Here is a 20,822-nt window from a genome sequence, read left to right as displayed (position 1 = left end):
TAAGATATGGTCAGGCAAAATTAAATCAAAAAGGTGGTTTCTGATGGAAGTCCAGGTTATGCACCTGATGATGTACCAGGCTTTGGATCAATGGGATCCTTTCCGCTGCGGGGAAGGGAATTATGATACTGAAATAGCAGACGCCATCCAGGCCGTTCATGATTTGGACAGCCCCGATAAACTCGCACGGAAGATCCAGGGCATTTATGAATTTTCCTTCGAAAGCATCATCCCTCTGGAGCAGTGCAAAAAGATGGCTGAAACGCTCCTTGTTATCAAAAACAGCGGGAGCTGCACGATATAAATCATGTACGTTGAATAATGGCCGGCACCAAATGGGTGTCCGGCCATTCTTTTTATCACTTGGCGCAAATAAATGCCTTCATATGACTGTATACTTCTTCAGGCCGTTCTTCCGGGACAAGATGTCCTGTGTCTTTGAGCACAATGAGCCTGGAGTTTGGGAGGTCGCTGTCCAGCCTTTTTCCGATGGACAGCGGGACAACCCTGTCATGCTCGCCCCATATGAGGAGGCAGGGTGTGTCAATGCCTTTCAGAGCCTTTTCATCCAAGTCGCCTTCCCTGTGCCTGATCATCCTGGTCAAGGCCTTGAAAATGTCATCTTCCAGAAAAGGAGCCAGATAGCCGTACATCATTTCATCCGTGATCATGCTGTGGTCATGGACAACATTCCTTAAATTCTGCCGGACGCCCGAGCGCTGCAGGTACAGCTTTACATACAAATGGAAATAAGGGAGGTAGCTCGACAGGACCAGCGGCATCTTTAATTTTGGCAAATAGCTTGAGCTGCAAAGAAGGATCGCTTTTTTTATTATGCCAGGATATTGGTGTGCCACATTGAGTGAAATCTGCCCGCCCATGGAATGCCCGGCAATCGTGACTTTGTCGAGACCGAGCTTTTTAAGGAATTGCATGACTGTTTGGGCAGTGTTTTTGTAGGAATAGATATAGCGATCCGATTTCCCGCTTTTTCCAAACGGAGGCAGATCAATAGAAATCACATTGAAGTCTGCCTGCAGAAAAGGGATCAGTCTCCTGAAGCTGAAGGAGGAGGAAAGAAAGCCATGCAGGAGGACAATAGTCTCTCTTGAGGAAGCTTGTCCGTACTGTTCATAATAAATTGTATTCCCATTCACTTCGATTTCTTCAGTCTTAAAGGCTTGCATCGTTACCCTCACCCCTATGAAAAGTGGTAGTGCCTGGCAGGTTTTATCCGTTATATCATTCCCTTTTTGGTAACCTTCACACATAGCGAAAAAATTATTTTAGAAAAATAATAGAAAAGTGAGATATATTATCCCGCTGATTTTGCTATAATGTAACTATTTTAAACGTGAATGGGAGGAAGGTCCATGAGACTGAGTGATAAAGAACTTGAAATTGTTGAAATTCTGGAAAAGGATGCACGCACCCCGCTTGAAGATGTGGCGAAAATGGCCGCCATCTCTGTTGAAGAGGCGGCAGCGCTGCTGGAGAAGCTGGAGCAGTCCCGGGTGATTGTCCGATACACCTCTGCAGTGGACTGGGCCAGAATTGACGGCCATGAGGGCGTAACAGCCATGATAGATGTAAAGGTGACCCCGAAGAGGGGAGTCGGCTTTAACGAGGTCGCACAGCGCATATACCGGTACAAGGAGGTAAGCTCTGTTTATCTTATGTCTGGGGCCTACGACCTGTCTGTCATTGTGGAAGGGCGCTCCATGAATGAAGTTGCCCGGTTTGTATCAGAGAAGCTTTCGACCCTGGATTCAGTGCTGTCGACCACCACTCATTTCATTCTGAAGAAATATAAGCATGATGGGACCATCTTTGACCAAGAAGACGAAGATAAAAGAATAGTGGTATCGCCATGATGAAAACGAAAACTTATATATCCGCTAAGGTCGATCAGCTCAAGCCGTCAGGCATCAGGCGCTTTTTTGATCTGGCGGCAGGAATGGAAGGCGTAATCTCACTTGGTGTTGGCGAGCCGGATTTCGTTACTCCCTGGTCCGTCAGGGAAGCGGCAATCCTGTCACTGGAACAGGGATATACCTCTTACACCGCGAATGCCGGCCTGCTTGAACTAAGAGAGGAAATTGCGTCTTACATGGTGAAAAGCTTCGGGATCCAATATGAACCGGAATCTGAAATCATCGTGACAGTAGGGGCAAGCCAGGCCATCGACATCGCTTTAAGGGCCATCCTGGATCAGGGGGATGAAGTGATCGTGATAGAGCCTTGCTTCGTTTCTTATGCTCCGCTTGTAAGCCTGGCAGGAGGAAATCCTGTTACTGTCCAGACGAGAAAGGAAGATGATTTCAAAATTCTCCCATCCCAGCTGGAACAGGCGATAACCCCGCGGACAAAAGCGATCCTCCTCTGCTCTCCCAATAACCCTACCGGCACAATGCTTTCGGGCAAAGAACTGGAGGCCATAGCGGCTGTTGCAGAAAAGCATGATCTTCTTGTGCTGTCTGATGAAATTTATGCGGAGCTCGTTTATGATGAGGATTATACAAGCTTTGCCAGCATCAGCGGGATGAAGGAAAGGACTTTATTAATCTCAGGATTTTCAAAAGGCTTTGCCATGACCGGCTGGAGGCTTGGATTTATTTGTGCGCCGAAGGAGATATCCCAGGCCATGCTGAAGATTCACCAGTATAGTATGATGTGTGCCCCGACAATGGCGCAGTTTGCAGCTCTGGAAGCGCTGAGGACGGGAAGGGGCGATGTGGAGAGCATGCAAAAGAGCTACCGCCGCCGCCGCAATTATTTTGTACAGTCCCTGGAGGATATCGGGCTGCCGTGCCATATCCCCGGCGGTGCTTTCTATGCCTTTCCTTCCATTGAAGGAACAGGATTAACCTCTGAGCAGTTTGCAGAACAGCTGCTGCTGGAGGAAAAAGTAGCCGTCGTCCCAGGGAATGTCTTTGGAGAGAGCGGGGAAGGGCATATCCGCTGTTCTTATGCATCATCCATGGAACAGCTGCAGGAAGCCGTAAAAAGGATCGGCCGCTTCCTTGAAAACAGGAAATAAGAAAAGCGCAAGCGCCTTGCTCACCCCCGACAAGCACAAGCCAATCCTGCCAGAAAGGCGTTTTTTGCCTTTTTGGCAGGATTGGCTTGTGACCTCGAGGGGGTAGGCGCTGGAGCTAGACAGTAATCGAAGTTAACAAATATACTTTCTTATATTATAAAAAAATGGATATCCATCAGGATATCCACTTCAAAAAAGGGGGGGAATACTAGAAAGCTTATGTTTTAAGCATTTCCGTATTCCCCCTTTTGTATACATAAAAACTCAAAAAATATTTTTATTAATATCTCAGGTGGAAGTTTATCTAGTTTCCTCGATCGTATCCATTATCCTCAAAAGATTTTCTTTTCCAGCTTTCTTCGCTTTTTTCAAGATCAATTTCGCATCGCGTATGCCTGTATCCATAATGAGCTGCTCCAGTTCGGGATCCAGTCCTGTCTGGCAAGAAGCGAAGCCATCCTCCAATAGCTCGGATGCTGGCACGTCAAGGATAGTGGAAATTTTTAAAATGGTCTGGGTGTCAGGCCGCTGGCATCCGTTTTCGTATTTTTCAATGGTGCTTGTGCCAATTCTAAGCTTTACAGCCAATTCCTGCTGAGTCATATTCAATCTTTCTCTATTCTGCTTAATAGCAAGACCGATTGCGGACATTTTGCACCCACCCTTTCACAGAATGATCTTACACATTTATTTTACTGCGAATTTAGCTATATAAAATTTAATATCCTTGTATTTTTTGTTACAGTTCGATAAATGTTATTAACAGCTTTATGAGGAAAGAATGAGGAACTCAAGAGGGCGTGTGATTCAGCCAGAGTGTTTCAAAAGGAAGTTGAGACAGTCAAGAATAAGACTTAAGCTGGATCTCTGAGAGCAGCTGAGGTGACCGGTATTTGAAGCATATACAAAGGGTGTTTTCTCAAAAAGGATTGTTTTGATAAAAAGGATGATTTATGATATAATTTTTAATTGCGTATAATCGACGAAAATAAATAGGTATTAGGAGTGTTCATATGTCAGAGAAAATCGAAGTAGGCAGCGTATTAACAGGAAAGGTTACTGGAATCCAGCCATACGGCGCATTCGTTGCTCTTGATGAAAATACACAGGGATTGGTTCACATTTCTGAAATTACTCACGGGTATGTAAAGGATGTTAACGAGCACCTGAAGGTTGGGGATGAAGTAAACGTAAAGGTTCTTTCTGTAGATGAAGCTGCAGGAAAGATCGGTTTATCTATCCGTGCAACTGAAGAAGCACCAGCTGAAGCTGCTGATGCAAAAGCAAGAAAGCCTCGCAAACCGCGCCAGGCTGCAGCTATTCAGCACAACGATCCTGATTCTTCCCAGGGCTTCAACACGCTCAAGGATAAGCTGCAAGAGTGGATTGACCAGTCACAGCGCTAATATGTTATATGAGGAAAGGCCGGGCATTTATGCCTGGCCTTTCTTTATTATCTAAGCATTGCTCCCCGGGTATGTGAGATCATGCTTTTTAATTCGGTATTGGAGGTTTTGCCTGCTCATGCCAAGAATTTTTGCAGTCTGAGTGATATTGCCATTATGTTCGCGCCACACCTTGTTTATATACCCTTTCTCAGCAGAAGCTACATAATCGGCCAGGCTGGGCAGTGACCCGGCTGCTTCTTCCGGCATTCTTCCCTGGGAAGAATGGCTGCCGTCAGCTTTATGCCTGAAATGATGAGGAAGGATTTCAGGTGTTATCCTGGCATCCTCTTCAGCCATGTTCATAGCCCCTTCAATCACATGCTCAAGCTCACGGATATTTCCCGGCCAATCGTACCGGAGAAACTGCTCTTCAGTCTCTTCATCCAGCCCCGGAATGTCCATGCCGAACCAATCGTTATATTTCTGGATGAAAAAGGAGGAAAGCAGCAGAATATCCTCCTTCCGTTCCCTTAATGGAGGTATGAAAAGGGATACTGCGCTAAGCCTGTAATATAAATCCTTCCGCAGCCGGCCTCCTGCAATCGCATCAACGGGGTCTTCATTAATTGTCGCAATTATTCGGACATCTGTCTCCCGGTCTTTCGTATCCCCGATCCGCCTGACTTTTTTCTCCTGCAGTACGCGCAGAAGCCTTGCCTGCAGGGCAGCGGGCATCGAATTGATTTCGTCCAGGAGCAATGTCCCTCCTTCCGCCTGTTCAAACAGTCCCGGACGATCCACTGCCCCTGTGAAGGCGCCTTTTTTTGTGCCGAAAAGGATGCTTTCAACCAGTGTTTCCGGGAGGGCTGCGCAGTTTTGGGCAACAAACGGACCTGGTGAACGCAGACTTCCGCTATGCAGGCTCTGGGCGAATAATTCTTTCCCTGTCCCGGTCTCTCCTGCAATCAGGGTGGGGGAAGTTGTCCTGACCGCTCTTTTTGCCGCTTCCACGACTTCAAGGATTGCTTTACTCCTTCCTATGATGCTCTCAAACGTATAGCGGGCACTATTTTTTCTGGAGATATTCTCTTTTATCAGCCTTTCAATCCGGCTGACATCCTTTGCGATTTCAATTGCACCTAATGTTTTGCCATCTGCCAGAATAGGGATGGCATGATTAAGGGCGGTAATCTCTTTTCCTTTGCTGTTAAAATAAGTCTGTTTGGCGGGCAGTGTCCCTTTGCCGCTCTGCAGTGCCAGCAGAAGTGTGCTGTCCTCCCTGCGGCTGAAGGGGAACACCTCAAGGAGGCTGCGCCCAACTACAAATTCCGGATCCATTCCTTCTATTTCAGCCATCTTGCGGTTATAGATGATAGTCCTGCCTTCGTGATCAATCGCATGGATACCGGCATCCGCATGTTCAAGGATCTGCTCAAGGATGATTGCTGTTAAATGGTGCTGTTCATTCTTCATATTGTCTGCGGCTCCCTCGTATTGTCTTTTTTTATTGTAAGGCTTTCCTGTCTTGGGGGGCAAATTTATTTTGCGTTAATTACCTTGGGCTGGATTACAGATGCAAAGATATTTTGCTTTTTAGATATTAGAACTAGGATATTCCCCTTATTTGAATCTGGCATAGAACTTGCATAATAAATATGTGGATTCAGATGATTTTTTTCAGAAGAATCAGGCATCTTCCCTTTAAAGGGATGTCTATTAACGTTACAATGAAAAAGATAATTTCTAAGTGTGAATGGAGGAATCATTATATGGCAAACAGCAGCCAGTTAATTCAGCAGACAGAAAAGTTTGGGGCAAATAATTATCATCCTCTTCCGATCGTTATCTCAGAAGCTGAGGGGGTCTGGGTGAAGAATCCTGAAGGTGAGCGGTATATGGATATGCTCAGCGCCTACTCGGCAGTCAATCAGGGTCACCGCCATCCGAAGATCATACAGGCCTTGAAGGATCAGGCAGACCGGGTTACCCTGACATCGCGCGCTTTCCATAATGATCAGCTTGGGCCATGGTATGAAAAGGTCAGCGGACTGACAGGGAAGGAAATGGTCCTGCCGATGAACACCGGCGCCGAAGCGGTCGAAACAGCTGTGAAGGCGGCGCGCCGCTGGGCATATGACCGTAAAGGGGTGGCCGAGGACCAGGCAGAAATCATTGCCTGCATCGGGAACTTCCATGGCAGGACGATGACAGCCGTCTCTCTATCTTCTGAAGAAGAGTACAAGAGGGGCTTTGGGCCGATGCTGCCTGGCATCAAGCTTATCCCGTATGGTGATCTGGAAGCGCTGAAGAATGCAATCACTGATCGTACAGCAGCGTTCCTGATTGAACCTATTCAAGGGGAAGCCGGGATTGTCATCCCTGAAGAAGGCTTCCTGAAGCAGGCTTCCGACCTTTGCCGCGCAAACAATGTTCTGTTCATCGCCGATGAAATACAGGCTGGCCTGGCCCGTTCAGGTAAAATGTTCGCCTGTGAATGGGAGGGTGTTGAACCGGATATGTATATTCTCGGAAAGGCGCTTGGAGGAGGTGTTTTCCCGATTTCATGTGTGGCTGCCGATGAAGATGTTCTTGGCGTTTTTAATCCTGGCTCACATGGTTCAACCTTTGGCGGCAATCCGATGGCCTGTGCTGTATCAGTAGCCGCATTGGATGTTCTTGTAGATGAAGATCTGGCTGAAAGATCCAGAAAGCTCGGGGATTACTTTATGTCCAAGCTCAAGGAGATTGAGAACCCGGTCATTAAAGAAGTGAGGGGCAGGGGGCTGTTTATCGGCGTAGAGCTGAGAGAGCCGGCGCGCAAGTATTGCGAAGCCTTAAAAGAAGAGGGGCTGCTCTGCAAAGAGACGCATGATACGGTCATCCGTTTTGCCCCTCCGCTAGTCATAAGTGAAAAAGACCTGGATTGGGCAATTGCAAAAATCAAAAAAGTATTGAGCTGAAACAAAAACTCCCCCGGCAGCCGGGGGAGTTTTTACATAAAAAGCTTCAGTGAATCCAGAGCCAGCCGAATTATGAACGGTTTGTCTCAGGAGCACGTTCTACTTCTTCGCTTGGCTTGAATAAAAGGCCGAGGTTGATAAGACCTGCGATACCTACTAGTCCATACACAATGCGGGCAAGAGCAGAGTCTTGTCCACCGAAAATTGCTGCAACAAGATCAAATTGGAAGAAGCCGACTAAACCCCAGTTGATAGCACCAATGATCGTTAAAACCAGTGCAATGCGTTGAATGGCACTCATGTTGTTGTTTCCTCCTTTTGTTATTCTTTCTTTACTAATGTGATACAGTCATCCTTTTATTATTCATGCCAGAATGACTTTGTTTTTAGTGTGCCCGTGCTCTATATCAAAAAACGTACTTTTTGCATTGCAACTGCAAATAACAGATAATAATAACGAAGAAAAGGAGGATGCTTTCATGCAAAACTTTACATTTTCAAATCCGACAAAATTGATCTTCGGCAAAGATACGCTGAAGGAGCTGCAAAATGAGATTCCCCAATATGGAAAGAATGTACTGCTGGTTTATGGGGGAGGAAGCATTAAACGAAGCGGTCTTTATGATAAAGTATTGGCTGAGCTGAAGGATATCGGTGCGGAAGTGTCCGAGCTTTCAGGAGTAGAGCCGAATCCAAGGCTCTCGACTGTCCGTAAAGGGGTGGAAATCTGCAAAGATAAAGGCATTGATTTCATCCTTGCTGTTGGCGGCGGAAGTGTAATCGACTGCACAAAGGCTATTGCGGCAGGCGCTAAGTATGATGGAGATGCCTGGGATCTGGTCACTAAAAAGGCCTTCGCAAGTGAGGCGCTTCCTTTTGGAACTGTACTGACCCTTGCGGCAACCGGTTCTGAAATGAATGCAGGCTCTGTTATTACAAATTGGGAAACGAATGAAAAATATGGCTGGGGAAGCCCTGTCACTTTTCCCAAGTTCTCTATTCTTGATCCCGTCAACACATTCACGGTGCCGAGAGACCAGACCATCTACGGCATTGTGGACATGATGTCCCATGTTTTTGAACATTATTTCCACCTGGAAGAGAATACACTGCTGCAGGACCGCATGTGCGAAGGACTGCTGCTTACTGTAATGGACACTGCGCCTAAGCTTCTAGAGGATCTCGAGAATTATGAGTACAGGGCAACGATCCTCTACAACGGGACAATGGCTCTCAATGGCATGCTGTCAATGGGCTACCGGGGAGATTGGGCAACCCACAATATTGAACATGCTGTCTCAGCCGTCTATGATATTCCGCATGGCGGGGGCCTTGCTATTCTGTTCCCGAATTGGATGAAGCATAACTTAAGCGTGAAGCCTTCACGTTTCAAGCAGCTGGCAGTCCGTGTGTTCGGAGTCGATTCTGAAGGGAAGACAGATGAGGAAGCAGGACTTGAGGGCATTGAAAAGCTGAGAGAGTTCTGGAACAGCATCGGCGCTCCATCACGCCTGGCTGATTATGACATTAATGAAAGCGGCGTTGAAACAATGGCTGACAAAGCTATGGCTAACGGCGAGTTCGGAAACTTCAAAAAACTGAACCGAGAAGATGTTGTGAGTATTTATAAAGCATCTTTGTAAAACATAAAACCTGGTGCCCGGCACCGGGTTTTATTTCATCTTAATACGCCATTTTGCATTCCAATTTTTCCATCTGGTTCCTGTTTAGAAAAAAACCTGATTTGGACACGCTTACATTATGGCTAGTTTCTTGATTACTGTTACGCCTTTGGTTAAAGTGAAAGAGAATAAAAATAATTGGAGGATCATTCATGACACATGTTCGTTTTGATTACTCAAAAGCACTGAGCTTCTTTGGTGAACACGAGATTACATATTTAAGGGATGCTGTTAAGGTTGCCCACCATTCCCTGCATGAAAAAACAGGGGCAGGGAGCGACTATCTTGGCTGGATCGATCTGCCTGCTGAATATGATAAAGAAGAATTTGCCCGCATCCAGAAAGCGGCTGAAAAAATCAAGAGCGACTCTGATGTCCTGCTTGTCATCGGCATCGGCGGTTCTTACCTTGGTGCCCGTGCTGCCATTGAAATGCTGCAGCACAGCTTTTACAATGAACTTCCAAAGGAAAAGCGCACCACTCCGCAGGTTCTGTTCGTAGGGAATAATATCAGTTCAACTTATATGAAGGATGTTATGGATCTGCTTGAAGGCAAGGACTTTTCGGTCAACGTCATTTCAAAATCCGGCACGACAACAGAGCCTGCCATCGCATTCCGCATCTTCCGCAGCATGCTTGAAGAGAAGTATGGACAGGAAGAAGCGCGCAAACGCATTTATGCTACAACAGATAAAGCGAGAGGCGCATTAAAAACCCTGGCTAACGAGGAAGGCTATGAATCGTTCATCATCCCTGATGATGTAGGCGGACGCTACTCTGTGCTTACAGCAGTAGGCCTCCTTCCGATCGCAGTAAGCGGGGCTGATATCCAGGCAATGATGGAGGGAGCCGCAAAGGCCCGTGAAGAATACAGCAGCTCTGAAGTCGAAGAAAATGCCGCCTACCAATATGCAGCTGTCCGCAATGCTTTGTACAATAAAGGAAAAACAATTGAAATGCTGATCAACTATGAGCCGGGGCTTCAATATTTCTCTGAGTGGTGGAAGCAGCTGTTCGGCGAGAGTGAAGGAAAAGACCAGAAAGGAATCTTCCCTGCATCAGCTAACTTCTCTACAGATCTGCATTCTCTTGGACAGTACGTGCAGGAAGGGCGCAGAGACATCTTTGAAACGATCATCAAGGTGGAAAAGCCGCGTCATGAGCTGACAATTGAAGAAGCTGACAGTGATTTGGATGGCCTGAACTACCTTGCAGGCAAGACAGTGGACTTTGTTAACAACAAAGCTTTTGAAGGGACGATGCTTGCCCACACAGATGGCGGGGTGCCAAACCTGATTGTGACAATCCCTGAAATGGATGCCTATACATTTGGATATTTGGCTTATTTCTTTGAAAAGGCTTGTGCCATGAGCGGTTATCTTCTTGGGGTCAATCCTTTTGACCAGCCTGGAGTGGAGGCATACAAGGTTAATATGTTCGCGCTTCTTGGCAAGCCGGGCTATGAGGAGAAAAAAGCCGAGCTTGAAAAAAGGCTTAAATAGGTGTGAAAGAAAGAGTGCTGAAAACCTTCAGCACTCTTTTTTGTGCAATATCGAGGATCTGTTTTGGAAGCCTTTCTGAGCTGGACCTTTAGATTTAAAGGCTGTGCAAAGGCCACTGTCATTAATCCCTTTAAGGGGCAGCACCAGCTAGAAAATATGATAGAAAAACGCTAACCGGGAATACTATAAAAAAAGAAAAGAGGTGCTGGATATGATTGAATTACCATCTCAGGTGGAAGGGATGCATTTTGATCTGTACAAGCTGGAACAGCTGCTCAAGCCGGCTGGCTATACGGTTGGAGGCGGCTGGGAATATGACCATGGCGCCTTTGATTATAAGATAGATGATGAAGTAGGCTATCAATTCCTGCGCGTACCTTTCAGATCAATTGATGGCCAGCTTGATTCAAGGGGCTGCACCGTTGAGATTGAGCGGCCATTCCTTCTCTCCCATAAATATCAGCGGGGGCTGGATGATCATGCTTATACGTGGAATCGTACTGCTTCTTTTAACCAATTCTCAGAGCCTGTGGACAAAGACGCCAGCTTCCCGGATAAATATGTTGATATCGGCCGGTCGCTCATCCAGGAGCTGGAATCACTCCTGCTGGACCGCTGATTTCAATTCAGGCAATGACAATCAGTTCGTCATCTGAATCAATACTGAAAGGGTGGGGAGGATTCACAAAAGTTTCCTCTCCTCTTTTTATGCCGAAGAGAAGCATGCCATCCTTCAGCAGCAGCGCGCTTAAATCGGTAAAGGTCACTTCATGTTCAAAGTCTTTAGCGGGCATGAGCCTCAATCTTCTTCCGTTCATGTGGCCAAGCAGATCCAGGAAAGAAGTGACCATTTCCTGTGCGGAAATGCTGTGGATCATAACGGAGCTTGTCAGGATATTTGTCTGGATGATTTCATCTGCTCCTGCCCTTTTCGCATTGGCAACTTGTTCAGATGTGAGGATTTCGACAATGCATGGAACTTCAGGATTCAAACCTTTTACGGCAAGAAGCGATAGAATTGAATTCATATCTGCCTGCAGTTCATCCCTGTTTTGGTCAGCTGTAATGATGACCTTGTTTGCTTGCCGGATATTTGCCTTTAGAAGCACCTGATCCTGATTTGACCGTCCCTGTATAAAATGTACTTCTCCAGGGGATGGGTTTGATCGGAGCGTCTCATCAATAAGTGCAATGGAAATCCCTTTATGCTCCTCGGCCAATGCCGTGATAAGTTCTCTTGAACGTTCATTCCAGCCGATAATGATAAGGTGATGTTCTCCTTTAAAATTCACTTTGCCCTCCAAATAATCATTTTGTCTTGTTACGGCAGCCGCTGCCAGAGTTACAAAATAGGTAGACAAAAAGCCCGCCCCGGTAAGAATTAAAATAATGCCTGTTACTTTCCCTGGTACAGTATGCGGCACATAATCTCCATAGCCAACTGTGGAAGCGGTGATGACTGCCCACCATACTCCATCAAACACCGTGGGAAAATTATGCGGCTCAAGAATGGAAATGATAAACCCGAATGTCAGAATGACCAATAGTGCAATGAGAAGTATCCGTATAGCAAGCGGGAGTCTTAAGAAACTGGAATAAATGAAATGCGGCATGCTGTTCACTCCTTCTAAATGCAGACACCTACCAGTATGGACCAAGTCCCTTTTTCCGAAACATAGATTAAAGGAATAGAACTTAGGCCTACAAGTGTATTTACCAATAATCCTCTCTGCTGTAAACGCACATGCATACCAGAAAAATATTTTTTTGCGGGCAAGGAATTACACAATGAATGGAGAAATAAATAGGTGGCTGGGATTCTCAGAGAAAGGGGAAATGGAGAATTGTAAATATCAGATATGCGGAGCTTATGCTTTATTTTCGCACAAACCTTAAAAGGGAGCTTACTTTAAAAGAAAAAATCTTTTTACAGGAGATATCCAGGAAAGAGGTTAAGAAAAAGAAGTCATATTACATATAGCTTAAAGAAAGCCCGGCAGCTGCCGGGCTTTTATTTCAAAAGATAAAGTTAGTATATATTTTCTCTAACTTTATCACTGTCTAGCAGCTGCGCCTACCCCCTCGAGGTCACAAGCCAATCCTCCCAAAAAGGCAAAGAACGCCTTTCCGGGAGGATCGTCCTGAGGCCCCCAGGATGGGGGTCATGCAGACGTTGCCACAGGACGTGGCGTTCTTAGTCTGCGTTCCTTTAGGGTGACCAAGGCGCTTGCGCTTTTCTTATTGATCACAGGAGCGATTCGGCACCGTCAATATATACCTCCGTGCCGGTAATATGGCTGGACAAATCGGATGCAAGGAAATGGACCAGGTCGGCAACCTGTTCGGCGGATCCAGGATGGTCCTCGAGAGGCATGCTTCCCTCCGGAAATTCAACGGGTATTTTTACTTTTTTCAGGTTTTCTTCCTCTGGAAAAGTATTTTCTCCGATATTCGTGCTGATGGCTCCAGGGCAGATCATGTTGACGCGTATGCGGTATCCTGCCAATTCAAGGGCAGCCATTTTTCCAAAGCTGACCTGGCCCCCTTTGGAGGTGCTGTATGCTGACATCCCAAAGTTGCGGAAGGTTCTGTTGCCGTTGATAGAGCTGGTGATGATGATACTCCCGCCCTCTTCCTTGAGAAGGGGTACCGCATATTTCACTGTCAGGAAGGTTCCTTTCAGATTTGTTGAAATGGTCGTATCCCATTCTTCAGGAGTCAGGTCTTCAATTGGGGCAACAACACCATTTATCCCGGCATTGGCAAAAACAATATCAAGGCGTCCCCATTTACTGGATACCTTCTGAAAAGCCTCCTCCACCTGTAATGGAACAGAAACGTCTGTTTCAATGATTATGGCTTCGCCGCCTGCTGACTCTATTTGATCTTTAACTTCTTTTGCAAACTCTTCTTTAACATCGACAAGAGCAATTTTAGCCCCTTCTTCAGCAAGCCTGATGCTGGCAGCCTTTCCGATTCCAGAGCTTGCCCCGGTGATTAAAGCGACCTTCCCATTCAGCGTTGATCGGCCCATCCGTAATAACCTCCTTTTTCCAGTCATTTTCCCCCAGCCGGCTGGATAAGAAACCACAAAATGCAGCTGCTGGCGAAATAAGCAGAAAAAATGTATCCTTGTTGGAGAGAATAATAAGCATTCATGGAGGTGCCATAATGGTTCGTTTTGGTGTTATTGGAACAAATTGGATTACAGAAAGATTTCTGGATGCAGCCAGTAAAGTGCAGGATTTTTCGCTTACAGCTGTTTATTCACGGACAGAAGAAAAAGCAAGGGAATTTGCAGATAAATATGATGTAAAACATACATACACGTCATTGGAGGAAATGGCGGCAAGCAGTGAAATTGACGCTGTATACATCGCCAGCCCGAATTCACTTCATGCGGAACAATCAATTCTCATGATGGAACATGGGAAGCATGTGCTCTGCGAAAAACCTGCAGCGAGTAATGCGGCTGAATTAAAGCTTATGGTTGAAGTGTCACAGAGGAATAAGGTAGTACTGATGGAGGCGCTGAAATCCACTTTGATGCCGAACTTTAAAGCTGTCCAGGAGAATCTTGATAAAATCGGTCCGGTCAGAAGGTATTTTGCTTCGTATTGCCAATATTCTTCAAGATATGACGCATACAAGGAAGGGACAATCCTGAATGCCTTCAAACCAGAGTTTTCCAACGGTGCATTGATGGATATAGGCATTTACTGCATCTATCCGCTGGTGGTCCTATTCGGCAAGCCGGATGAGGTGAAGGCGCAGGGTGTTATGCTTGATTCAGGAGTTGATGGGGAAGGAAGCATGGTATTGAAGTATAAAGAAATGGATGCTGTCATCATGTATTCAAAAATCACTGACTCCCAGCTTCCTGCAGAAATTCAGGGAGAGAACGGAAATATTGTAATCGATAAAATCCATACGCCGGAAAAGGCTGAAATACGCTATCGCGGCGGCGGCTCAGAATTGATTACAAGAGAGCAGAAGGAAGCTTCAATGTATTATGAAGCAGAGGAATTCGTTGCGCTTGTCAAAAGCGGAAAGCTGGAATCAGCAACGAATACATTGTCTAACTCCCTTGCTGTCATGGAGATTTTGGATTCTGTGAGAAGCCAGCTTGGCATTGTCTACCCTGCAGACAAGAAAGCCTGAACGTTAATGGCCATTGCATCAAGATCACTATACGATACAGGGGGGGCAAATTTTTGGTTAAGGCACTGAGGAAGGAAGCAGAGAGCTTTATTGCTATATGCCACAGAGAGCTGAATAAAAGCAGCAGTGAAACAGAACAGCGCATTAATGAGATCTTTGAGGAGATTGATCAAACAGGCAGTTATCGCCACAGCTATGAAGAGCTTGAGTATGGCGCAAAAACGGCCTGGAGGAACAGCAACCGCTGCATCGGCAGGCTCTTTTGGGACAGCCTTAAAGTGTTCGATGAAAGGGAGCTTGAAACTGAAGAAGAAATTTGCCAAGCTTTGCTGAGGCATATCAGCTACGCTGCGAACGGCGGCAAGGTAAGGTCTGCCATCACTGTATTCCGTCAGGAGGATAATAACAAAAGAGTGAGGATCCTTAACCACCAGCTGGTCAGGTATGCAGGCTATGATACAGGAGAAAGGATTATAGGCGACCCTGCCTCCGTCAAACTGACGAACCTGTGCCGTGAGTTGGGGTGGGAAGGAAAATATGGGCGGTTTGACCCGCTGCCTCTTCTTGTCCAGATAGATGGGCGGAAGCCGGCGCTTTTTGACATAGCTGCTGAAGATATTCTTGAAGTGCCGCTAGAGCACCCTGAGTTTGAATGGTTCAGCGATCTTCAGTTAAAGTGGTATGCTGTTCCGTTCATTTCGGATATGTGCCTTGAAATCGGGGGTATCCGCTATACAGCTGCACCCTTTAATGGCTGGTATATGGGGACTGAAATCGGCGCCCGGAATCTTGCGGATGATTTCAGGTATAATCTGCTCCCTGAAATAGCGGGCAGGATGGGGCTTGATACAAAGAGGAACGCCTCCTTGTGGAAGGACCGTGCGCTGGTTGAGCTGAATGCATCTGTTCTTCATTCGTATAAGAAGAAGGGGGTCAGCATTGTTGACCATCATACAGCCGCACAGCAGTTCAGGCTGTTTGAAGAAAAAGAATCAGCATGCGGCAGGCCGGTAACAGGCGAATGGACCTGGCTGATCCCGCCCATATCCCCGGCAGCTACACATATTTTTCACAGCAGCTATAAGAATGAGGTCAAAACGCCTAATTTCTTTTACCAGGAAACTGATTTCCAATTATAGCTATTTATTCTGAAAACACTATTTTTTAGGGATTCCTTTATTTCTCTACTATAATAAATTAAATTATTATTGTTGTGGAAATAAGGGGGATGCCATATGAAAAATTTATTGATCATTATTCTGGGTTCTGCGATTGTAGGCTTTGCTTATAACCTATTCCTGATCCCCCATGAAATCCTGAGCAGCGGGCTCAGCGGGGTGGCAATCATGCTCGGCATCATTACACCCTTCAATACAGGTATCCTTAACTTCCTGTTGAATCTGCCATTATTGATCCTTGGGGTCATTAAGCTTGGAAAACGGTTTATCTTCTATACAATCGTTTCAGTGCTGACTCTTTCCATCAGCCTTTACTTAATTCCAGTCCACTCAATTTCTTCCGAGCCGATATTGTCTTCCGTTTTCGGCGGAGTCTTGACGGGTGCAGGAATCGGACTGATCTTCAAGGCTTCAGGCTCCTCCGGGGGCTTTGATATCATTGCCATGCTCCTGACAAGGAAAAAGGATTTTCCGCTTGGCGCCATTCTTTCACTGATGAATGCTACTGTTGTTTTGGCTTCAGGCTTCATCTTCAGCTGGGATGCTGCATTGAATACAATGGTGGCCATCTACGCCACAGGCAAAGTGGTCGATACCATCCATACAAAGCATATTAAGCTGACAGTAATGATAGTGACGGCCAAAGGGGAAGAAATGAAGGCAAAGCTTCTCTCAAGCATATACAGGGGAATCACGGTCATCAATGGAGAGGGCGGCTACACTGGGGAAGGCAGGAAGATTCTCATGACAGTCATAACCCGCTATCAGCTGACAGAAGTCAAGGCTATGATAGACGAAGTTGATCCGCAGGCCTTTGTCAATATTACAGAAACGACCGAAGTTCTGGGCTCTTTCCATAGAACCTGAGAATTTTCAACAAAAATAAAGACCCTTGGCCAACTGCTGTAATTGGTTAAGGGTCATTTTTTATCTGCTGTATTCAAATATCCAGCCATCCTCATTTATCCTTTAGTAAATCTTCCTCAGTAAAATCTGCCTCTTTCACTGCAAAATAATTCAAGCCTGCTGCGGCAGTAAAGGCTGCAGCCAAAATAGCGATTGTTGACATCATGCTAATCTCTCCCATCTTTATTATTGTGTTATGGGCATTATTCCCGATTTGCAGCGCCTTAAACATGTTAATGGTCCTGGTATATTTTGCCTGTATAACAAAATGAAATGTAAATAAGTATTTCAAAAAGTATTTTTAATATGCTGATATAACAAAAAAGCCAAAATCTCAATGGATTTTGGCTTTTGGATGTATGGAGCATAGCGGGCTCGAACCGCTGACCTCTACGCTGCCAGCGTAGCGCTCTCCCAGCTGAGCTAATGCCCCGTGGTTGGTACAAGAAAAATTATATCCATAATTGATCAAATATGCAAGAGGAAAATCTAATTTTTCTTTTTTAAAATAAAATCTTAAGTTTTCTGCCAGTGATCCTGAAAGTACACAATAATATTAGAGGGCAAGGCTGCATAAAGTAGGAAAAGAAAAGTATGCTTACCGCTATTTTTATCCAAAAATTAGTTTATTCAACTATCTATATTGGAATATTTATATAGATAGAAATAGAAGAGGGGATACCTTATGGAAGAAATGTTTTATACAGTGATGAAAAATGATGTGCTTGTAAAGCTGTGCTTCGCAGCTTTGGCAGGGCTTGTCATAGGTTTGGAAAGGGAACTGAAAGGAAAGCCGCTCGGGCTCAAGACCTGCCTGATTGTTTCGGTTATGGCATGCCTCTTGACTATTGTGTCATATGAATCGGCTTTTCTTTACTCAAAAGAGTATTCAAGGCCGATGGACCCGGGGAGGATTCCTTCTTATGTAATCAGCGGCATCGGCTTTCTTGGAGCGGGTGTAATCCTTCGCAGGGGCAATGAAGCCATTTCCGGGCTGACGACAGCCGCTCTTGTGCTGGCTTCAGCAGGGATTGGGATTACCATCGGAGCAGGCTTTTATATAGAAGCGCTATTAGGAGTTATTTTTATCATCATTGGAGTTAAAATGATTCCTGCTTTATTTGAGCGGGTAGGACCAAAAAAGCTGAAGGAAAAGGAAATCAGGGTAAAGCTGTATATTGAGAAATGTACGGACCTGACAACCTTGATGAAGGAAATAAAAAGCAAAAAACTGGGAATCAAACGGGTCCGTGTCAAAGAAGAAGCAGATGATATACTGATCAATTGTGTGATAACGACAACGCGCAGCATGTATACGACCGATGTATACTATACAATGAAATCGCTGATTGGTGTAATTGCCGCAGAGGTGGAGAGCGGGGAATAGAACAAGAGGACGATTGGCAAGAAGTGCCTGCCCGATTTCGGGCCAGGCACTTCTTCATTTCTATTCAATACTTGCCGTGCGAAAAAAGATGGCAATGTGAAAACCGGTAAGTGTAATATTATAGCTAAACTGGATTTTTCTTAGAAGGAGATGCAAAGACTTGCCGAAGATAAACCCTTATGCAGCATTGGCAATCGGTGTGGTGTCTGTTTCCACGTCTGCCATTCTAGTTAAGTTTTCAGCTGCACCATCAGGAGTGATAGCTTTTTATCGTTTATTCTTTTCTGTTTTGCTGATGCTCCCTCTCGTATTATTTAAATATGGGCCAGAGCTCAAGCGGATTGGCCGGCGGGATTGGCTTTATTCGGCCATTGCCGGGATATTCCTTGCCTTTCATTTTATCCTCTGGTTTGAATCTCTCCGCTTTACTTCAGTGGCAAGCTCAACTGTTCTCGTTACCTTGCAGCCGCTGTTCGCTTTTGCCGGGACCTACTTATTTTTCAAAGAAAGGTTTACAGTAAAAGCAATTTTGAGCGGAGTGATAGCTATTGGAGGAAGTGTGCTTATCAGCTGGGGGGATTTCAGGATCAGTGGAACTGCATTGTTTGGAGATCTTTTGGCGCTTGCTGCCTGTGCGCTGGTTACAGCCTACTTGATGTTTGGGCAGACAGTGCGAAAACGGCTGTCTCTTATTACTTATACATTCACCGTGTACAGCATAAGCGCCATGACCCTTTTAGTTTATGTAATTGCTGCTGGTGAATCTCTTGGACCTTATCCTGCAAGCGACTGGGTCTGCTTTATTCTCCTTGCGCTGGTCCCGACCCTGCTCGGACATACACTTTTCAATTGGTCACTGAAATGGCTCAGCACTTCCACGATTTCAATGGCCATCCTGTTTGAGCCGGTGGGTGCTGCTGTCCTGGCTTATTTTTTGCTCGGGGAATTTGTAGCCTGGTATCAGGCTGCGGGAGGGATGATTGTCATTGGGGGTATCATGCTGTTCCTTGCAGATGGCAGAATAATGAAGAGAAAAGCAAAGAAGACAGAAGTAAGCGGAAATCACCCAAGTTATTAGGTGAAGAAGCTATTATCGTGTGAGCTGACCGCTATAAAAAGGAGGGTGATTGGTATGGCAGGGATTGATGCGGCCTTTTCTGCTGAATTCCCCATTATAGAGACTGAAAGGCTTCTGCTCAGGAAGCCTGAGGAAGATGATATTCCGAAGCTGTACAGGATATTTTCGAATCCTGAAGCAACCAGGTTTTATGATGTTGAGCCCTTTAGGTCTGTCAGTGAAGCGGAAGATCTTCTCGAAAGTCTTTTGTGGAGATACAGTATGAAAAAGCAGATCAGGTGGGCCATCTGCTGGAAAGAAGACAACACTCTCCAGGGGACCTGCGGATTCCATTCTGTTGAAAAGTTCCATAACAAGGCGGAAATCGGGTATGAGCTCCACCCAGAGGCCTGGGGAAAAGGCATAATGTCAGAAGCCGTGGATGCTATTATCCGCTATGGATTTAACTGCATGAACCTGAACAGGATAGAGGCGGTTTATCTTCCTGAGAATGCTGCCTCCAAAAAGCTTCTTGAAAAAAAGGGTTTTAAAATAGAAGGCCTCCTAAGGAAGCGGTTTGTTCACAGGGGAGTTTACAAAGATGCTGTTATTTCTGCGCTGCTGCAGGAGGAGGATACTAAACGCATACTTGAGGGATGTAACTTATAGAATGATGAGGATCAGGTCGTAATACCTTTATCCTTCGTTCCATGATGACAATTTATTTTGCCTGTGCACTCCCTCTTCCTGCTTTTTAGAGCGAGGCAACAGGGGATTCACGCTAAGCTGAAAAGTGGCCGTCCTCAGAAGGAAGGCCACTTTTAAAATGGTATTAGATAAATGCATAAGTAAGCCCGGAGAAAATAAAACCGGATACCGTTGTGAAAATGAAAGTGCCTCCGTAGACCTTTTCCTCCGAGTCTGCAATTTTAATTCCTTCGAAATAGGAAAATGCCAACAAGAATACAGCCATGATAAATGATAAATAGAGTGCGGCGGTTTGAAGCATATATCTCACCTTTCGAATATGTTACTATATTATATGGGCTGGCCTGGATTGTATGACCCTTTAATATAAGTTTTCTTTGTGGCGTGCTATTTGCAAAAAGGCTTGGTATCAGCTGAGTCATTTTTTAGAAACCTCACCTGATTGGCATAGGTGAATACATCAGAACGGTTTTTCCTCAAATCATTCTTTATGTGAAAAACAAAATGCAATTTAATTTAAATATTATATTGCAATTGTATTTCCACCATGATATATTATTACTTGTCCTCACGAGGAAGAAACGAAAACATCGAAATTGAAGTTTTGAAAGACTAAAAAAGATGTTGACTTCTTCATCCGAAGATGTTATATTAATAAAGTCGCTTCTCAGCGATGGGGATTGTCCTTTGAAAACTGAACGAACAAAAACGTCAACGTTAATCTTATTTTTATCAGAGCTAAATCTTACTCTTATATGGAGAGTTTGATCCTGGCTCAGGACGAACGCTGGCGGCGTGCCTAATACATGCAAGTCGAGCGGACGGATGGGAGCTTGCTCCCTGAAGTCAGCGG

Annotated in this window: 21 protein-coding genes, 1 tRNA gene and 1 rRNA gene; 15 read left to right on the top strand and 8 right to left on the bottom strand. The window is 45.4% G+C overall.

The features are described from left to right. The first annotated feature begins 43 nt into the window (after positions 1 to 43). Positions 44 to 304, top strand: a complete 261-nt coding sequence (locus tag ACQCVH_RS09345; RefSeq protein WP_426835445.1) for a YugE family protein — start codon at positions 44 to 46, stop codon at positions 302 to 304. A 55-nt stretch (positions 305 to 359) separates the two neighbouring features. On the opposite strand, the gene ACQCVH_RS09340 is transcribed toward ACQCVH_RS09345, so the two are convergent. Beyond that, a complete protein-coding gene (locus tag ACQCVH_RS09340) occupies positions 360 to 1,187 on the bottom strand; it encodes an alpha/beta fold hydrolase (RefSeq protein WP_426835444.1) in 828 nt (275 codons plus the stop codon). 186 nt (positions 1,188 to 1,373) lie between these two features. On the opposite strand from ACQCVH_RS09340, the gene ACQCVH_RS09335 reads away from it, so the two are divergent. Further along, positions 1,374 to 1,874: an Lrp/AsnC family transcriptional regulator gene (locus ACQCVH_RS09335; RefSeq protein ID WP_426835443.1), complete on the top strand. Its 501-nt coding sequence runs from the start codon at positions 1,374 to 1,376 to the stop codon at positions 1,872 to 1,874. Continuing rightward, positions 1,871 to 3,040 (top strand): aminotransferase, encoded by a 1,170-nt coding sequence (locus tag ACQCVH_RS09330; RefSeq protein WP_426835442.1) that lies wholly within the window; start codon positions 1,871 to 1,873, stop codon positions 3,038 to 3,040. Before ACQCVH_RS09335 ends, ACQCVH_RS09330 begins: the two co-directional genes overlap by 4 nt. A 300-nt stretch (positions 3,041 to 3,340) precedes the next feature. Here ACQCVH_RS09330 and ACQCVH_RS09325 read toward each other — a convergent pair whose 3' ends face one another. Further along, positions 3,341 to 3,691, bottom strand: coding sequence for a helix-turn-helix domain-containing protein (locus ACQCVH_RS09325; protein WP_426835441.1), 351 nt, complete (start codon positions 3,689 to 3,691; stop codon positions 3,341 to 3,343). Between the two features lie 362 nt (positions 3,692 to 4,053). Here ACQCVH_RS09325 and yugI point away from each other — a divergent pair, with 362 nt between their 5' ends. Next, positions 4,054 to 4,446, top strand: coding sequence for a S1 domain-containing post-transcriptional regulator GSP13 (gene yugI / locus ACQCVH_RS09320; protein ID WP_148976884.1), 393 nt, complete (start codon positions 4,054 to 4,056; stop codon positions 4,444 to 4,446). Between the two features lie 51 nt (positions 4,447 to 4,497). Here the strand turns inward: yugI and ACQCVH_RS09315 are convergent, their stop codons facing one another. Continuing rightward, positions 4,498 to 5,901 (bottom strand): sigma-54 interaction domain-containing protein, encoded by a 1,404-nt coding sequence (locus tag ACQCVH_RS09315; RefSeq protein ID WP_426835440.1) that lies wholly within the window; start codon positions 5,899 to 5,901, stop codon positions 4,498 to 4,500. 296 nt (positions 5,902 to 6,197) lie between these two features. Here ACQCVH_RS09315 and ACQCVH_RS09310 point away from each other — a divergent pair, with 296 nt between their 5' ends. Continuing rightward, positions 6,198 to 7,388 carry an ornithine--oxo-acid transaminase gene (locus ACQCVH_RS09310; protein ID WP_426835439.1) on the top strand — a complete coding sequence of 397 codons (1,191 nt, stop codon included), beginning with the start codon at positions 6,198 to 6,200 and terminating at the stop codon, positions 7,386 to 7,388. Positions 7,389 to 7,458: 70 nt separating this feature from the next. Here ACQCVH_RS09310 and ACQCVH_RS09305 read toward each other — a convergent pair whose 3' ends face one another. Further along, positions 7,459 to 7,689, bottom strand: coding sequence for a DUF378 domain-containing protein (locus ACQCVH_RS09305; protein WP_009795402.1), 231 nt, complete (start codon positions 7,687 to 7,689; stop codon positions 7,459 to 7,461). Between the two features lie 178 nt (positions 7,690 to 7,867). On the opposite strand from ACQCVH_RS09305, the gene ACQCVH_RS09300 reads away from it, so the two are divergent. The 3 genes from ACQCVH_RS09300 (at position 7,868) to ACQCVH_RS09290 (ending at position 11,191) form a co-directional block, all read left to right on the top strand. Next, the gene (locus tag ACQCVH_RS09300) at positions 7,868 to 9,031 is read left to right on the top strand and encodes an iron-containing alcohol dehydrogenase (RefSeq protein WP_426835438.1); all 1,164 of its coding nucleotides are present in this window, start codon (positions 7,868 to 7,870) and stop codon (positions 9,029 to 9,031) included. A gap of 191 nt (positions 9,032 to 9,222) precedes the next feature. Further along, on the top strand, positions 9,223 to 10,572 hold the full coding sequence (locus tag ACQCVH_RS09295; protein ID WP_426835437.1) for a glucose-6-phosphate isomerase: 1,350 nt from the start codon (positions 9,223 to 9,225) through the stop codon (positions 10,570 to 10,572). A gap of 211 nt (positions 10,573 to 10,783) precedes the next feature. Next, positions 10,784 to 11,191, top strand: a complete 408-nt coding sequence (locus ACQCVH_RS09290; protein WP_224904615.1) for a YugN-like family protein — start codon at positions 10,784 to 10,786, stop codon at positions 11,189 to 11,191. 7 nt (positions 11,192 to 11,198) lie between these two features. Here the strand turns inward: ACQCVH_RS09290 and ACQCVH_RS09285 are convergent, their stop codons facing one another. Next, positions 11,199 to 12,185, bottom strand: a complete 987-nt coding sequence (locus tag ACQCVH_RS09285; RefSeq protein ID WP_426835436.1) for a potassium channel family protein — start codon at positions 12,183 to 12,185, stop codon at positions 11,199 to 11,201. A gap of 632 nt (positions 12,186 to 12,817) precedes the next feature. Beyond that, positions 12,818 to 13,606 (bottom strand): SDR family oxidoreductase, encoded by a 789-nt coding sequence (locus tag ACQCVH_RS09280; protein ID WP_426835435.1) that lies wholly within the window; start codon positions 13,604 to 13,606, stop codon positions 12,818 to 12,820. Positions 13,607 to 13,743: 137 nt separating this feature from the next. On the opposite strand from ACQCVH_RS09280, the gene ACQCVH_RS09275 reads away from it, so the two are divergent. The 3 genes from ACQCVH_RS09275 (at position 13,744) to ACQCVH_RS09265 (ending at position 16,778) form a co-directional block, all read left to right on the top strand. Further along, positions 13,744 to 14,733, top strand: coding sequence for a Gfo/Idh/MocA family protein (locus ACQCVH_RS09275; RefSeq protein WP_426835434.1), 990 nt, complete (start codon positions 13,744 to 13,746; stop codon positions 14,731 to 14,733). Between the two features lie 53 nt (positions 14,734 to 14,786). Continuing rightward, positions 14,787 to 15,872 carry a nitric oxide synthase oxygenase gene (locus ACQCVH_RS09270; protein ID WP_426835433.1) on the top strand — a complete coding sequence of 362 codons (1,086 nt, stop codon included), beginning with the start codon at positions 14,787 to 14,789 and terminating at the stop codon, positions 15,870 to 15,872. Between the two features lie 96 nt (positions 15,873 to 15,968). Then, positions 15,969 to 16,778 carry a YitT family protein gene (locus tag ACQCVH_RS09265; protein ID WP_426835432.1) on the top strand — a complete coding sequence of 270 codons (810 nt, stop codon included), beginning with the start codon at positions 15,969 to 15,971 and terminating at the stop codon, positions 16,776 to 16,778. A 399-nt stretch (positions 16,779 to 17,177) separates the two neighbouring features. Here ACQCVH_RS09265 and ACQCVH_RS09260 read toward each other — a convergent pair. Next, a tRNA-Ala gene (locus ACQCVH_RS09260) sits at positions 17,178 to 17,250 on the bottom strand. A gap of 252 nt (positions 17,251 to 17,502) precedes the next feature. On the opposite strand from ACQCVH_RS09260, the gene ACQCVH_RS09255 reads away from it, so the two are divergent. The 3 genes from ACQCVH_RS09255 to ACQCVH_RS09245 all read left to right on the top strand — a co-directional run bounded on the left by ACQCVH_RS09255 (position 17,503) and on the right by ACQCVH_RS09245 (position 19,930). Then, the gene (locus ACQCVH_RS09255) at positions 17,503 to 18,204 is read left to right on the top strand and encodes an MgtC/SapB family protein (protein WP_426835431.1); all 702 of its coding nucleotides are present in this window, start codon (positions 17,503 to 17,505) and stop codon (positions 18,202 to 18,204) included. Positions 18,205 to 18,373: 169 nt separating this feature from the next. After that, positions 18,374 to 19,282, top strand: coding sequence for a DMT family transporter (locus tag ACQCVH_RS09250; protein ID WP_426835812.1), 909 nt, complete (start codon positions 18,374 to 18,376; stop codon positions 19,280 to 19,282). Between the two features lie 54 nt (positions 19,283 to 19,336). After that, positions 19,337 to 19,930, top strand: a complete 594-nt coding sequence (locus ACQCVH_RS09245) for a GNAT family N-acetyltransferase (protein WP_426835430.1) — start codon at positions 19,337 to 19,339, stop codon at positions 19,928 to 19,930. Between the two features lie 163 nt (positions 19,931 to 20,093). Here the strand turns inward: ACQCVH_RS09245 and ACQCVH_RS09240 are convergent, their stop codons facing one another. Further along, complete coding sequence (locus tag ACQCVH_RS09240) at positions 20,094 to 20,270, bottom strand: hypothetical protein (protein ID WP_187445869.1); 177 nt, start codon at positions 20,268 to 20,270, stop codon at positions 20,094 to 20,096. A 451-nt stretch (positions 20,271 to 20,721) separates the two neighbouring features. On the opposite strand from ACQCVH_RS09240, the gene ACQCVH_RS09235 reads away from it, so the two are divergent. After that, positions 20,722 to 20,822, top strand: a 16S ribosomal RNA gene (locus tag ACQCVH_RS09235); the annotation flags it as partial.

This window comes from Bacillus infantis (assembly GCF_050107595.1).
Lineage (GTDB): Bacteria > Bacillota > Bacilli > Bacillales > Cytobacillaceae > Bacillus_AB > Bacillus_AB infantis_C.
The sequence above is the reverse complement of the archived record's forward strand: the minus strand, read 5'-3'. Positions and strand labels throughout refer to the sequence as shown.

Bases quoted from the DNA above. Each gene is read 5' to 3' on its own strand.
- ACQCVH_RS09265 (WP_426835432.1), top strand. From the start codon at position 15,969: ATGAAAAATTTATTGATCATTATTCTGGGTTCTGCGATTGTAGGCTTT.
- ACQCVH_RS09290 (WP_224904615.1), top strand. From the start codon at position 10,784: ATGATTGAATTACCATCTCAGGTGGAAGGGATGCATTTTGATCTGTAC.
- ACQCVH_RS09310 (WP_426835439.1), top strand. From the start codon at position 6,198: ATGGCAAACAGCAGCCAGTTAATTCAGCAGACAGAAAAGTTTGGGGCA.
- ACQCVH_RS09340 (WP_426835444.1), bottom strand. From the start codon at position 1,187: ATGCAAGCCTTTAAGACTGAAGAAATCGAAGTGAATGGGAATACAATT.
- ACQCVH_RS09305 (WP_009795402.1), bottom strand. From the start codon at position 7,689: ATGAGTGCCATTCAACGCATTGCACTGGTTTTAACGATCATTGGTGCT.
- ACQCVH_RS09275 (WP_426835434.1), top strand. From the start codon at position 13,744: ATGGTTCGTTTTGGTGTTATTGGAACAAATTGGATTACAGAAAGATTT.
- yugI (WP_148976884.1), top strand. From the start codon at position 4,054: ATGTCAGAGAAAATCGAAGTAGGCAGCGTATTAACAGGAAAGGTTACT.
- ACQCVH_RS09345 (WP_426835445.1), top strand. From the start codon at position 44: ATGGAAGTCCAGGTTATGCACCTGATGATGTACCAGGCTTTGGATCAA.
- ACQCVH_RS09245 (WP_426835430.1), top strand. From the start codon at position 19,337: ATGGCAGGGATTGATGCGGCCTTTTCTGCTGAATTCCCCATTATAGAG.
- ACQCVH_RS09295 (WP_426835437.1), top strand. From the start codon at position 9,223: ATGACACATGTTCGTTTTGATTACTCAAAAGCACTGAGCTTCTTTGGT.
- ACQCVH_RS09300 (WP_426835438.1), top strand. From the start codon at position 7,868: ATGCAAAACTTTACATTTTCAAATCCGACAAAATTGATCTTCGGCAAA.
- ACQCVH_RS09280 (WP_426835435.1), bottom strand. From the start codon at position 13,606: ATGGGCCGATCAACGCTGAATGGGAAGGTCGCTTTAATCACCGGGGCA.
- ACQCVH_RS09325 (WP_426835441.1), bottom strand. From the start codon at position 3,691: ATGTCCGCAATCGGTCTTGCTATTAAGCAGAATAGAGAAAGATTGAAT.
- ACQCVH_RS09240 (WP_187445869.1), bottom strand. From the start codon at position 20,270: ATGCTTCAAACCGCCGCACTCTATTTATCATTTATCATGGCTGTATTC.
- ACQCVH_RS09330 (WP_426835442.1), top strand. From the start codon at position 1,871: ATGATGAAAACGAAAACTTATATATCCGCTAAGGTCGATCAGCTCAAG.
- ACQCVH_RS09285 (WP_426835436.1), bottom strand. From the start codon at position 12,185: ATGCCGCATTTCATTTATTCCAGTTTCTTAAGACTCCCGCTTGCTATA.
- ACQCVH_RS09255 (WP_426835431.1), top strand. From the start codon at position 17,503: ATGGAAGAAATGTTTTATACAGTGATGAAAAATGATGTGCTTGTAAAG.
- ACQCVH_RS09335 (WP_426835443.1), top strand. From the start codon at position 1,374: ATGAGACTGAGTGATAAAGAACTTGAAATTGTTGAAATTCTGGAAAAG.
- ACQCVH_RS09315 (WP_426835440.1), bottom strand. From the start codon at position 5,901: ATGAAGAATGAACAGCACCATTTAACAGCAATCATCCTTGAGCAGATC.